General features: G+C 64.2%; 12 protein-coding genes. 7 read left to right on the forward strand and 5 right to left on the reverse strand.

The annotated features are described in order from the left end of the window. Window position 1: 1 nt before the first annotated feature. From AC1DKD_RS05830 to AC1DKD_RS05845, 4 genes are all read left to right on the forward strand, one after another. The gene (locus tag AC1DKD_RS05830; RefSeq protein WP_477143068.1) at window positions 2-856 is read left to right on the forward strand and encodes an ABC transporter permease; all 855 of its coding nucleotides are present in this window, start codon (window positions 2-4) and stop codon (window positions 854-856) included. 24 nt (window positions 857-880) lie between these two features. Next, the gene (locus tag AC1DKD_RS05835) at window positions 881-1702 is read left to right on the forward strand and encodes an ABC transporter permease (RefSeq protein WP_441629361.1); all 822 of its coding nucleotides are present in this window, start codon (window positions 881-883) and stop codon (window positions 1700-1702) included. A 40-nt stretch (window positions 1703-1742) separates the two neighbouring features. After that, window positions 1743-2585 carry an ABC transporter ATP-binding protein gene (locus tag AC1DKD_RS05840; protein WP_441629362.1) on the forward strand — a complete coding sequence of 281 codons (843 nt, stop codon included), beginning with the start codon at window positions 1743-1745 and terminating at the stop codon, window positions 2583-2585. A gap of 61 nt (window positions 2586-2646) precedes the next feature. Next, the gene (locus AC1DKD_RS05845; protein ID WP_477143069.1) at window positions 2647-3597 is read left to right on the forward strand and encodes a TauD/TfdA dioxygenase family protein; all 951 of its coding nucleotides are present in this window, start codon (window positions 2647-2649) and stop codon (window positions 3595-3597) included. Window positions 3598-3652: 55 nt separating this feature from the next. On the opposite strand, the gene AC1DKD_RS05850 is transcribed toward AC1DKD_RS05845, so the two are convergent. The 5 genes from AC1DKD_RS05850 to cyoA all read right to left on the reverse strand — a co-directional run bounded on the left by AC1DKD_RS05850 (window position 3653) and on the right by cyoA (window position 8910). Next, window positions 3653-4765, reverse strand: coding sequence for a substrate-binding protein (locus AC1DKD_RS05850; RefSeq protein WP_441629364.1), 1113 nt, complete (start codon window positions 4763-4765; stop codon window positions 3653-3655). A 182-nt stretch (window positions 4766-4947) separates the two neighbouring features. After that, complete coding sequence (locus AC1DKD_RS05855; protein ID WP_035866677.1) at window positions 4948-5313, reverse strand: cytochrome o ubiquinol oxidase subunit IV; 366 nt, start codon at window positions 5311-5313, stop codon at window positions 4948-4950. Then, entirely contained in the window at window positions 5313-5951 is a 639-nt protein-coding gene (gene cyoC, locus AC1DKD_RS05860; RefSeq protein WP_035866678.1) for a cytochrome o ubiquinol oxidase subunit III, read from the reverse strand. Before cyoC ends, AC1DKD_RS05855 begins: the two co-directional genes overlap by 1 nt. Before the next feature lie 8 nt (window positions 5952-5959). Beyond that, window positions 5960-7936 (reverse strand): cytochrome o ubiquinol oxidase subunit I, encoded by a 1977-nt coding sequence (gene cyoB, locus AC1DKD_RS05865; protein ID WP_477143070.1) that lies wholly within the window; start codon window positions 7934-7936, stop codon window positions 5960-5962. A gap of 8 nt (window positions 7937-7944) precedes the next feature. Further along, window positions 7945-8910, reverse strand: coding sequence for a ubiquinol oxidase subunit II (gene cyoA, locus AC1DKD_RS05870; protein ID WP_477143071.1), 966 nt, complete (start codon window positions 8908-8910; stop codon window positions 7945-7947). Between the two features lie 637 nt (window positions 8911-9547). On the opposite strand from cyoA, the gene AC1DKD_RS05875 reads away from it, so the two are divergent. The 3 genes from AC1DKD_RS05875 to AC1DKD_RS05885 all read left to right on the forward strand — a co-directional run bounded on the left by AC1DKD_RS05875 (window position 9548) and on the right by AC1DKD_RS05885 (window position 13220). Next, a complete protein-coding gene (locus AC1DKD_RS05875) occupies window positions 9548-10516 on the forward strand; it encodes an aliphatic sulfonate ABC transporter substrate-binding protein (RefSeq protein ID WP_441629366.1) in 969 nt (322 codons plus the stop codon). A 111-nt stretch (window positions 10517-10627) separates the two neighbouring features. Next, complete coding sequence (locus tag AC1DKD_RS05880) at window positions 10628-11902, forward strand: O-acetylhomoserine aminocarboxypropyltransferase/cysteine synthase family protein (RefSeq protein ID WP_276288202.1); 1275 nt, start codon at window positions 10628-10630, stop codon at window positions 11900-11902. A 505-nt stretch (window positions 11903-12407) separates the two neighbouring features. Beyond that, window positions 12408-13220 carry a MetQ/NlpA family ABC transporter substrate-binding protein gene (locus tag AC1DKD_RS05885; RefSeq protein WP_441629367.1) on the forward strand — a complete coding sequence of 271 codons (813 nt, stop codon included), beginning with the start codon at window positions 12408-12410 and terminating at the stop codon, window positions 13218-13220. Window positions 13221-13223: the final 3 nt, after the last annotated feature.

The raw sequence follows: 13223 nt of genomic DNA on the forward strand, positions 1-13223 counted from the left end.
GATGGCCGCCGACGATTCCCTTGCGCTGGCCCGGCCTGTTTCAGCCGGGCCAGCGCCCGAGCACGGCGGCAAGGCGCACCGCCACTGGCGCCCCGGCCTGCATCACGCCGCCTGGCTGCTGGCCTGGCCGGTGCCGCTGGCGCTGCTGCTGGCCTGGTACGTGGCGGCACGCTTCGCATGGATCCCGCCGCAGGTCCTGCCCGCGCCCGACGCGGTCTGGCACACGCTCGCCGAGCTGTACCAGAGCGGCGAGCTGCAGGCCAACCTGGCCGTCAGCGCGCTGCGGGTGGCGGGCGGCTTTGCCCTGGGCCTGGCCGGCGGGCTGGCGCTGGGCGTGGCGATGGGCCTGTCGCCCGGCTTCCGCGATTACGTCTATCCCACCTTCAAGGCCTTCAGCCAGGTGCCCGTGCTGGGCTGGCTGCCGCTGCTGATGCTGCTGGTAGGCATCGACGAAGCGCTCAAGATCATCCTGATCGCCAAGGCCTCGCTGGTGCCGATCGCGCTCAATACGTACAAGGGCATCCAGAACGTGCCCACGCGCTATATCGAAGTGGCGCGGGTGCTGAAGTTCACGCGCTGGCAACTGCTGTCGCGGGTGGTGTTTCCCGCCGCGGCCGCGCCGGTCTGGAATGGCATCCGCTATGGGCTGACGCACGCCTGGCTGGCGCTGGTGGTGGTGGAGCTGCTCGCATCATCCGAAGGGCTCGGCTACATGATCGTTTATGGCAGGCAACTGTTCCAGCTCGATATGGTGATCGCCGCGGTGATCGTGGTGGGCGCGGTCGGGTTCGCGCTGGACAAGGTGCTGGCGCTGGCCGAGCGCGCGGTGCTGCGCTGGYGCAAGCCGGGCCTTTGATCGCTGCAATACAAGGAGGCCAGGATGGCCAATGCAATCACGACGCCAACCACCCGATCCGCCAGCGCACGTGCCGTGCGCATGCCTCGCGCGCTGCGCGGCTGGGTCCTGCCGGTCGCGCTGATCGTCCTCTGGTGGGCCGCGGTGCGTTTCGGCTGGAGCACCTCGCCGCTGCTGGTGCCGGTTTCCAAGGTCTGGGACACGGCGGTGCAGCAGGTGCGCAGCGGCGCCCTCTTCGTGGCGCTCTCCGCCAGCCTGTGGCGCGACCTGGCGGGCTTCGCGCTCGGCGCCAGCGTGGGCCTGGTGTTCGGCACCGCGCTGGGGCTGTCGCGGCTGTTCGAGCAATTGTTCGGCCCGACCTTCCACACCATCAAGCAGATCTCGCTGTTTGCGTGGATTCCGCTGATCTCGGTGTGGTTCGGCCTGGGCGACACCGCCAAGGTGGTGTTCCTGTCGCTGGCGGCGTTCTTCCCCGTGGTGCTCAATACCTTCGAAGGCATCCGCGGCGTGCCCGCGGACCTGCTGGAAGTGGCCCGCGTGCTGAAGTACTCGCGCTGGCAGGTGCTGCTGCGCGTGGTGCTGCCGTCGGCCTCGCCGTCGATCTTTGCCGGCATCCACCTGGCCCTGATCTACGCATGGCTGGCCACGCTCGGCGCCGAGTACATGCTGGTCTCCGGCAAAGGCATCGGCAATACCATGACCGATGGCCGCGAGAATTTCTGGATGGACCTGGTGATCTTCGGCGTGATCGTGGTCGGGCTGGTCGGCTTCACGCTGAACTGGATCGCCAGCCGTATCGAAAGCCGCCTGCTGGCATGGCGCGGCCGCTCCGTCGCCGCGTTCTGAATCGCCGGCTCTCCCAACAACTCACTGGAGAAACCCGCTCATGGCCCATGCCGGCACGCTCAGCATCGAGCACCTGCGCAAGCAATATGAAGTCAAGGGCGAGCCCTTGCCCGTACTGGAAGACATCACCCTCTCGATCGCGCCCGGCGAGTTCGTCAGCATCGTCGGCGCCAGCGGCTGCGGCAAATCCACGCTGCTGCGGCTGGTGGTGGGGCTGGAGGAGGACTACAAAGGCGAGATCCTGCTCGACGGCAAGCGCGTGGCCGGCACCAGCCTGGACCGCGGCATCGTGTTCCAGGAGCACCGGCTGTTTCCCTGGCTGACGGTGGAGCAGAACATCCGCATGGCGCTGCTCAACGCCGACCTGACCGAGGCCGGGAAACGCCGCACCGTGCGCGAGCATATCGGGCTGGTCGGGCTGGCCGGCTTCGAGACCGCGTTTCCGCACCAGCTCTCCGGCGGCATGTCGCAGCGCGTGGCCATCGCCCGCGCGCTGGTCACGCGCCCGGAGATCCTGCTGCTGGACGAACCCTTCGGCGCGCTCGATGCGCTGACCCGCGCCTACCTGCAACAGGAGCTGCACCGCATCTGGCAGGCCGAGGGCATCACCATGATCCTGGTCACGCACGATGTGGAGGAAGCCATCTACCTGGGCGACCGCGTGGTGGTGATGGAACCGCGCCCCGGCCGCATCCGCCGCATCCTGCCGGTGCCGCTGGCGCATCCGCGCGACCGCGCGGCGCTGTCCTTCGCGCGGGTCAAGGACGATGTGCTGCAGGAATTCACCGGGCGCCCGGCCGACCTGGCCGAAGCGCCCATCCGGCGCCTGCCGGATCCCGACGCCGGCGGCGGGTTGCCGCCGCATATCCGGTTCGCGATCTGAATCGCACCCTATATTGCTCCCCTGATCGCGCCCTTTATTGCCACCCACAGGAGAATCCCAGATGACCCAGCAGCAAACCGCAGCCCAAGTCACGCTAGACATCCACCCGGTAGCGGGGCGCATCGGCGCCGAGATCCGCGGGCTAAAGCTGGCGCCGGACCTCGATGCCGCCACCTTCGGCGCCGTGCGCGCCGCGCTGTTGCGCCACAAGGTGCTGTTTTTCCGCGGCCAGGACCACCYCGACGATGCCGCGCAGGAAGGCTTCGCCAGCCTGTTCGGCACACCGGTGCCCCACCCTACCGTGCCCTCGCGCGACGGCACGCGGTTCCTGCTCGAACTCGATTCCGGGCACGGCGGCCGTGCCAACTCCTGGCATACCGATGTGACATTCGACCTGGCCTACCCGCAGGTCTCCGTGCTGCGTGGCGTGGTCATTCCGGAGGCCGGCGGCGACACCGTGTGGGCCAATACGGCGACGGCCTACCTGGATCTGCCGGAGGCATTGCGCGAACTGGCCGACCGGCTCTGGGCGCTCCACACCAACGACTACGATTACGCGGCCACCCGCAATACGGCCAGCACCGAGGCCATCAAGCGCTATCGCGAAGTGTTCACTTCCGCCATCTACGAAACCGAGCACCCGGTGGTGCGCGTGCATCCGGAGACCGGCGAGCGCACGCTGGTGCTGGGGCATTTCGTCAGGAAGCTGCTGGGCTACTCGTCGTCCGATTCGCAGCATCTGGTTTCCGTGCTGCAGGATCACGTGCATCGCCTGGAAAACACCGTGCGCTGGCGCTGGCGCGCGAACGACGTGGCGATCTGGGATAACCGCGCGACGCAGCACTATGCGATCAACGACTACGGCGACGCGCACCGCGTAGTGCGCCGCGTGACCATAGCGGGCGATGTACCGGTCAGCGTGGATGGGAGGCGGAGCGTGGCGGTGAAGTCGGGGGCGCCCAGGCACGGCGAGCCGGCTAATCACGCTGCCCCGGCAAGCGCGGCGGCCTAAGGCAACGGCATGCGGGTCCGCGCCGGGCGGTTCGCGCCCGGCCACTTTGCATTGCCTAGCTGATGCCTTGCATGCACTCCTTCGGATCGACAACCCCCAGGCTTTTGACAATCCTGAAGCTGCCGTTGCTTGCCTGTGCAATGTACATGTTCATGCGAACGTGATGCTGACCGGGCACCATTTCAGCCGGACCACCGGGCCCTTCAGCAATCCTTGCGTGGTCTAGCGCCTTGATGACATCCTCCTGCTTTAGCGAGCCCGCCTCCTTGACCGCAGCCTCCCAGAGCCTCAGGCCCCGGTACATGCCCGAACACGCGCTGCCGGCAGTGAACCTGGCAGTGCCCGGATAGCGCTTGTCGTACTGATCGATCAGTGTCTTGCTGAAGGCATCGCTGACGTTCTGGTAGTAGTCGAGGCAACTGTACAGGCCCTCCACATGCGCGGCCGGCACCAGGTTCAGGAAATTCTCGTCGAAATACGTGCAGACTATGTATCCGCCTCGCTGCGTGAAACCGGAGCGGTAGAGCTGCTCGAGGAACGGCGTGAGCCCGGGAGGGACGATGGTATTGAATACCACCTCTGCGCCAGTGGACGCGATCAGGTCGATTGTCTTGCCATAGTCGGCGTGATCGAGGGGAAAGTACTCCTCTCCGGCAATCGAGCCGCCGTGGGCCGTGACAACCTGACGGACCTTCTTGTTCATCGTGCGCGGCCAGATATAGTCCGCTGACGGCAGGTAGAATTTCCTCGCCCCCGTTTGCTGCATCAGCCAGGGTATGAGAGGCTCAACCTGCTGCGCTGGCACCGGGCCTGTGCAGAAGATCAGCGGGTCACATTCCTGTCCCTCGTATTGCTCCGGGTAAATGTAGAGCTTCTTGCCATTCACTACGGCAGGACCCTTGATCGCCTGCCGCGTGGAGCTGTAAATGCCACCGAAGAGCACATCGACCTGATCCTGCCGGATGAGCTTGGCAGCTTTGGCTTCCGCTACGCTGTCCGTGGTCGCGCTGTCCTCAAGGTACAGATCTATTTGCCGCCCCAGCAAGCCACCCGTTGCGTTGATGTCATCGATCACCATCCTGGCCACGTTTGCATTGGCGATTCCCGCGAACGAGAGCGGCCCCGTCTGGTCCGTGATGACGCCCACCTTGATGGATGATTCCTTCATGGCGCATCCCTCCTCTCAAGAATGCTGGCGGTAACGGCGCTCGCCAATTCTTGCTGCTGTCCTTCGCACTCAACCAGCATAGGTCAATTCAGGACCGTCCCGCCAGGATCGCGCCCATGCCGGGCGCAAAACGACAAAGGCGGCCCGGAGGCCGCCTTTGTCAGCGCTGATGCACAGATCGCTCAGTGCACCATCATATTGCTGTTCATGTTGTGCATGATCCACAGCGAGCCCGCCACCACGATCAGCAGGATCAGCGCGGTGAAGGCCAGCGCCATCACGTTCCAGCGCTGCTCCGAGGAGCTGTCCAGATGCAGGAAGTAGACCAGGTGCACAACGATCTGCACCACGGCCAGGCCCAGGATCACGGCCAGCGTGGTGGAGGCTTCCAGCGTGCCGCCCATCACCAGCTTGAACGGGATGACGGTCAGGATCACCGCCAGCACGAAGCCGATCACATAGGACTTGACGCTGCCGTGGCTAGCGCCGGCCGACGTGGTGCCATGCGCGTCGTGCGCGCCGGCGGTAGAAACGTTGCTGTGTTCCATTACATCGCTCCCATCAGGTAGACCACGGTGAACACGCCGATCCAGACGATGTCCAGAAAGTGCCAGAACAGCGCGAAGCAGGCCAGGCGCTTGGTCATGGTGGCGGTCAGGCCCTTGCGGGAGATCTGCCACATCAGCACGGCCATCCACAGCAGGCCGCTGGCCACGTGCAGGCCGTGGGTGCCCACCAGCGTGAAGAAGGAGGACAGGAACGCGCTGCGTTCCGGACCCGCGCCTTCGGCGATCATGTGATGGAACTCGTTGATTTCCATGCCGATGAACGCCACGCCCAGCAGGAAGGTCACGCCGAGCCAGAACTGCAGGCGGGCGCGCTGGCCGTTGTGCAGCGCGATCATCGCCATGCCGGAGGTCAGGCTGCTGAACAACAGCAGGAAGGTCTCGACCAGGACGTAGTTCAGTTCGAACAGTTCCTTGCCCGAGGGGCCGCCCGCCACTTCGCCGCGCAGCACCGCGAAAGCGGCGAACAGTCCGGCGAAGATGATGCAGTCGCTCATCAGGTACACCCAGAAACCGAACACCGTGTTGGCACTGGTGTCGTGATGGGCGTGGTCGTGCGAGTGGGCATGCGCCGCGTCGGCGGCATGCGCGGGATAACGATGTAGAGCTTCAGTCGTCATGATTCGATTCAGGCCTGTGACGCGATGCGCTGGAAATGGCTCGACTCAACCGCCTCGACTTCACGTGCGGGCACGTAGTAGTCGATATGGTCGTCGTTGCTGCGGAAGATGAAGCTGACGATCATGCCCACCAGGCCAACCGCCGCCAGCCACCAGATATGCCAGGTCAGGGCGAAGCCGAGCGCCAGGCTGAAGGCACCGATGTAGAAGCCAGCGCCGGTGTTCTTCGGCATGTGGATCTGCTCGTAGTGCGCCTGCATCTGCGGCAGCTCGCCGCGTGCCTTCATGTCGGCGAAGGCGTCGAGGTCACGCACCACCGGGGTGTGCGCGAAGTTGTAGAACGGCGGCGGCGACGAAGTTGCCCACTCCAGGGTACGGCCACCCCAGGGATCGCCGGTGACGTCGCGCAGTTCGTTGCGGCGGCGCACGCTGACAACGATCTGCAGGACCTGGAACACGATGCCGAGGCCGACAAACAGCGCACCCACCACGGCCACGTACAGGTACGGGTTCCACGCCGGGTTGTCGGTATGGTTCAGACGGCGGGTCATGCCCATGAAGCCCAGCGCGTACAGCGGCATGAAGGCCAGGTAGAAGCCGATGATCCAGCACCAGAACGCGCACTTGCCCAGGCCTTCGTCAAGCTTGAAGCCGAACGCCTTGGGGAACCAGTAGGTAATGCCGGCCAGGTAGCCGAACAGCACGCCGCCGATGATCACGTTGTGGAAGTGGGCGATCAGGAACAGGCTGTTGTGCAGCACGAAGTCAGCCGCCGGCACTGCCATCAGCACGCCGGTCATGCCGCCGATCACGAAGGTGACCATGAAGCCCAGCGTCCACAGCACGGGCGTGGTCATCTGCACGCGGCCGCGGTACATGGTGAACAGCCAGTTGAAGATCTTCACCCCGGTCGGGATGGAGATGATCATCGTGGTGATGCCGAAGAASGMGTTSACGYTGGCGCCSGARCCCATSGTGAAGAAGTGGTGCAGCCAGACCAGGAACGACAGCACCATGATGGCGCTGGTCGCGTAGACCATGCCCTTGTAGCCGAACAGCTTCTTGCCCGAGAACGTCGAGATGATTTCCGAGAAGATGCCGAACGCCGGCAGGATCAGGATGTACACCTCGGGGTGGCCCCAGATCCAGATCAGGTTCACGTACATCATGGCGTTGCCGCCCATCTCATTGGTAAAGAAGTGCATACCGAGATAGCGGTCCAGGCCCAGCAGGCCCAGCGTGACGGTCAGCACCGGGAAAGCGGCGATGATCAGCACGTTGGTGCACAGGGCGGTCCAGGTGAACACCGGCATGCGCATCAGGGTCATGCCCGGCGCGCGCATCTTGAGGATGGTCACCAGGAAGTTGACGCCGGTCAGCAAGGTGCCGAGACCCGAGATCTGCAAGCTCCAGAGGTAGTAGTCCACCCCCACCCCGGGGCTGTACGCAATCCCGGACAGCGGCGGGTAGGCCAGCCAGCCGGTACGCGCGAACTCGCCAACGCCCAGGGAGACGTTGACCAGCATGGCGCCGGCCACGAACAGCCAGAAGCTCAGCGTGTTGAGGAACGGGAAAGCCACGTCGCGCGCGCCGATCTGCAGCGGCACCACCAGGTTCATCAGGCCCGTCATCAGCGGCATCGCCACGAAGAAGATCATGATCACGCCGTGGGCGGTGAAGATCTGGTCGTAGTGCTCGGGCGGCAAAATGCCGGTGGCGCCGTTGGTGGACAGGGCCAGCTGGGTACGCATCATGATGGCGTCGGCAAAGCCGCGCAGCAGCATGATCAGCGCAACCACGGTGTACATGATGCCGATCTTCTTATGGTCGACCGAGGTGAACCAGTCGTTCCACAACCACTTCCACTTGCCGAAATAGGTGATCAGCGCGCATAGCGCCACCCCACCCAATGCCACCATCGACAACGTGCCCATGATGATGGGCTCGTGGAACGGGATGGCATCCAAACTCAATTTGCCAAACATCTTAACTCCTAGGAATTCGAGCCCGGCGCCGGCGTAGCGGGCGCGGCCATGGACACCTGGCTCACGCCAAGGGTGTTGCGCGAGGTGCAGACAGGACCGAACGACGTGCCGTTACCGGCGATCGCGCCGCCTGCGCCGTCCATGTACTTGTGCAGGATGCCGTGGTACAGCTGCGGATCGACCTTGGCGTAGAGCGCCACGGGATTCGCCTCGCTGGGCTTGGCCAGTTCGCTGTAGTCGGCCAGGGTCAGCTGGTTCGACGAAGCGCGGACCTGCTTGACCCATTGTTCGAAGTCGTAGTTGGAGACCGCCTTGGCCTTGAACTTCATGCCGGAGAAGCCGCCGCCGCTGTAGTTGGCCGACATGCCGTCAAAGATGCCGTTCTCGTTGGCGATCAGGTGCAGCTTGGTCTCCRTGCCCGCCATGGCGTACACCTGGCTGCCCAGTTGCGGGATGAAGAAGGAGTTCATGATCGAATCGGACGTGATCTTGAAGTTCACCGGCGTGTTGACCGGGAACGCGATCTCGTTGACCGTGGCGATACCCAGTTCCGGATARATGAACAGCCACTTCCAGTTCATCGCCACGGCCTCGATGGTGACGGGCTTGACGTTGGATTCGATGGGCTTGTAAGGGTCCAGGTCGTGAGAGGACTTCCACGTGATGATGCCCAGCACCAGGATGATCAGGCAGGGAATCAGCCACACCACCACTTCGATACCGGTGGAGTGCGACCAGTCCGGCTCGTAGCGGGCCGACTTATTGCTGGCGCGGTACTTCCAGGCGAAGGTAAAGACCAGGACGATCACCGGAATCACGACCAGCAGCATCRGCCAGGTCGCGATCAGGATGATGTTTTTGACGTCGGCGCCAATCTGGCCCTTCGGATCTAGCACGGTCATGTTGCATCCGGCCAGCAGCAGGGCGGCGCAAGGCAGTAACCGCGTCCAACGCGGAAGTTTGGGTATCTTCATGTCACGACTGGTTGAGTTGGCCACGGCAGCGACGGCGCGGCGCGGTTTTGCTGCCGGATGCGGGAGCAAGCGGCAGGCTTAAGGCTGGGGGAAACTGGGTCAGATCCGGGTCAAGCGCCCTGTGTGCCAGGCGACGCACCGATCAGGGGCAGGCTGGCTTGGTCCTTGTGGGACGGATCATTGTGGGACTGCGGTGGTCCACACAGGAGGATGTCGGCACGGCGACGCCCGGTATGTTCGCCCGGCGGGCAAACAGGGTATTCAGGTGAGGGTCGCGGTACGTCTGACATCGTGGCGCGAAATCTACCGCATCGCAGCATTGAGGGTAAACCCGTGAGCTAGAACACACTGTTCAGCAAATCGGACAATGCAACTTCTCCGCCCATCCCACGTTCAACTCCGCACTAGTTCAGGATAATTTTGCCTGCGGCAAGGTGTCGCAGGGGTGCGCACCCTTGAAAGCAGCTGCACCAATCCAGGAAGGGGCGCCATCACACGCGGAGCGTGACATCGATCACATTCATGGGTATCACCCGGCGCCGTTCTATTCAAATGCAATAAGCTTCGTTCCCCTCCCCGCGCGATTTCGCAACCATAGGGCCGCAGACAAACCAAGACCCTTCCCGGAGAAATCGCAATGCATCCTTTCCGCCGCTGGCTGCCCTTCGCGGGCCGCGCCCTGGCTATCGCCGCGCTGTCCTGGTCCGCCGCCGGCCATGCCGCCGACCTGGCCGTGCGCGTGGGCTACCAGAAGGCCGGCCTGCTTGCCGTGCTAAAGGCCCAGGGCTCGCTGGAGAAAAAGCTCGCCCCGCTCGGCTTCAAGGTGGAGTGGAAGGAATTCCCCGCCGGCCCGCAACTGCTCGAAGCGCTCAACGCCGGCGGCATCGATTTTGGCTACACCGGCGCACCGCCGGCTGTCTTCGCCCAGGCCGCGCGCGCCAACTTCGTCTACGTCGGCGCCGAGCCCGGTGGCAAGACCAACGAGGCGCTGTTCGTGCCGGAGAAATCCTCCATCCGCTCCGTGGCCGATCTCAGGGGCAAGCGCATCGCCCTGCAGAAGGGCTCCAGCTCCAACTACCTGCTGGTGCAGTTGCTGAAGAAGCATGGCCTCAGCCTGCAAGACATCCAGCCCATCTACCTGCCGCCGGCCGATGCGCGCGCCGCCTTCGAGAGCGGCAACGTGGACGCGTGGGTGGTCTGGGACCCGTACTACGCGCTGGCGCAAAAGGCGCTGAAGGTGCGCACTATCGCCGACTACGAAGGCGTGCCCTCGCCCTTCAACTTCTATGAAGCCGCCAACGGCTTCGTCAAGGCGCAGCCGCAGATCGTCAACGCCATCCTGGAGCAACTGCGCACGACCGGGCTGTGGGTGGTGAAGAACCCCGGCGAGACCGCCGCCCTGCTGGCGCCCGCCGTGGGCCTGGACATACAGGTGGTCGAAGCCTGGCTCAAGCGCGTGCCGTACGGCGCCACGCCGGTAACGCCGGAGGTGGTCGCCGTCCAGCAGCAGGTGGCCGACCTGTTCCATGAGCAAAAACTGATCCCCACCGCCGTCAAGGTGAAGGACAACGTCTGGCAGGCAAGCTTCCCGCTGGCCAGCCACTGAGCGGATCCGCGGCGGCCCCGGCCACGGTCCGCCACGGTGACATGCGGGAGCCACGACTGCTACCATGCCTGCTCCTGAGCGCCATCATTCCAACAAGAAGACAACGACATCATGAAAATCGAGACGATTGCCGTTCACGGCGGCTACTCCCCGGACCCGACCACCCGTGCGGTGGCCGTGCCCATCTACCAGACCGTGGCCTATGCGTTCGACAACGCGCAGCACGGCGCCGACCTGTTCGACCTCAAGGTGCCCGGCAATATCTACAGCCGCATCATGAATCCCACCAACGACGTGCTTGAGCAGCGCCTGGCCGCGCTCGAGGGCGGCGTGGGCGCGCTGGCGCTGGCGTCCGGCATGGCGGCCATCACCTACGCCATCCAGACCATCGCCGAGGCCGGCGACAACATCATCTCGGCCAGCCAGCTCTACGGCGGCACCTACAACCTGTTTGCCCACACGCTGCCGCTGTCCGGCATCGAGACCCGCTTTGCCGACGGCCGCAATCCCGCCGCCTTCGGCGACCTGGTGGACGCGCGCACCAAGGCGATCTTCGTCGAATCCGTGGGAAATCCGCTGGGCAATATCGTCGACATCGAAGCCATTGCCAAGGTGGCGCACAACCACGGCATCCCGCTGATCGTCGACAACACCGTGCCGTCGCCCTACCTGTGCCGGCCCTTCGAACACGGCGCCGACATCGTCGTGCACTCGCTCACCAAATACCTGGGCGGCCATGGCAACAGCGTGGGCGGCGCCATCGTCGACAGCGGCAAGTTCCCGTGGGCCGAGCACAAGGCACGCTTCAAGCGCCTGAACGAACCCGACGTGTCCTACCACGGCGTGGTCTACACCGAAGCGCTCGGCGCCGCCGCCTATATCGGCCGCGCGCGCGTGGTGCCGCTGCGCAATACCGGCGCGGCGCTGTCGCCGTTCAATGCCTTCCTGATCCTGCAAGGCATCGAGACGCTGGCGCTGCGGCTGGACCGCATCACCGAGAACGCGCTGGCGGTGGCGCGTCACCTGAAGGCCAGCCCGAAGGTGGAATGGGTCAACTTCGCCGGCCTGCCCGAGCACCCGGACCACGCGCTGGTACAACGCTACCTGGGCGGACGCGGGCCGGGCATTTTGTCGTTTGGCCTGAAGAGCGGCGGCCGCGAAGCCGGTGCACGCTTCCTCGATGCGTTGCAGCTGTTCACGCGCCTGGTCAACATCGGCGACGCCAAGTCGCTGGCAACGCATCCGGCATCGACCACGCACCGTCAGCTCGACGCGGCGGAACTGAAGGCCGCCGGTGTCAGCGAAGACATGGTGCGGCTGTCGATCGGCATCGAGCATATCGACGATCTGCTGGAAGACCTGGAGCGGGCGCTGGCTGCGGCCTGAGTCCTGCGTGTGTAGCGCCGCGGCGCGGCGCTGGCGAAAAAGGCCGGTGGCATGGTGCCACCGGCCTTTTAGCTTTCTGCCGTCCGGTTTCCGCGCGTTGGTCCTGATGTCACTCCGGAGACTACGACGCTTGCTCCCAGTCGCGCAGCATCGTTTCCGCCGCCTCAATAAAACCGGCGCCGTGCATGCAGTGACCCAAATAAAAACGCCCGCTGGTTAAGCGGGCGCAAACCCAATTCCCTTGGGGGGAACGGAGGAGACGTCTCAATACTAGCCGCAATCCGGGTTATCCCGCAACGATGCAATTGCCATATGCATATTCCGCAGCGCAATAACCGATGCCTGTACAAAGCGCCTGGAATCGCAATCCTTGCTTATGCACCAGCGTTATATGACCATGCACATTTACTCGTTCCTTGAACGTATCAACTTCCCTACAATGGCCTGCTTGTTGGCGCCACGCCGGCACGCCACGATGCACATAATCCAATAAGGGGAGCTTTAGATGAAGATGGGTTTCGGGATTCGACTGATTGCCGCGGTGCTCGCGCTTGGCGTTATCCAGACGGCCGGCGCGGCCGATCCGGACAAGAAGGAAATCCGCTTCGGCGCCACCGCCGGTCCGTACTCCGACCAGATCCGCTACGGCATCAAGCCCCTGCTGGAAAAGAAGGGCTACAAGGTCACCATCGTTGAATTCAGCGACTACGTGCAGCCCAACCTGGCGCTGGCCGATGGCGCCATCGACGCCAACGCGTTTCAGCACGTGGCCTACCTGAAGAAGTTCTCCGGCGACCGCAAGCTGCAACTGTCCGAAGTCATCCAGGTGCCCACCGCGCCGATCGGCATCTATAGCCGCAAGCACAAGTCGCTGACGGAAGTGAAGCCGGGCGCTTCGGTGTCGCTGCCCAACGATCCGTCCAACCTGGCGCGCGCCATCGCCATGCTGCAGCAGATCGGCTGGATCACGCTGAAGGCCGGCACGGACCCGATCCGTGCCAGCGAGCGCGATATCGAAGGGAATCCGAACAAGCTCAAGCTGATCCAGCTCGAAGCCGCGCAACTGCCGCGCTCGCTCGACGACGTGGACTATGCCTTCGTCAACGGCAACTTCGCGTTGTCCTCGGGCCTCAAGCTGACCGAGGCGCTGAGCCTGGAGAAGATCCCCGACTACTACATGAACCTGGTTGCCGTGCGCACCGCCGACACCGGCAAGCCGTTCGTCAAGGACATCCGCGACGCGTACCAGTCGCCGGAGTTCAAGGCCACCACGCAGCAGCGTTTTGCCGGCTTCCTGCCTCCGGCGTACCAGCGCTAAGCC

The sequence above is a fragment of the Cupriavidus sp. 05T313 genome, assembly GCF_056396665.1.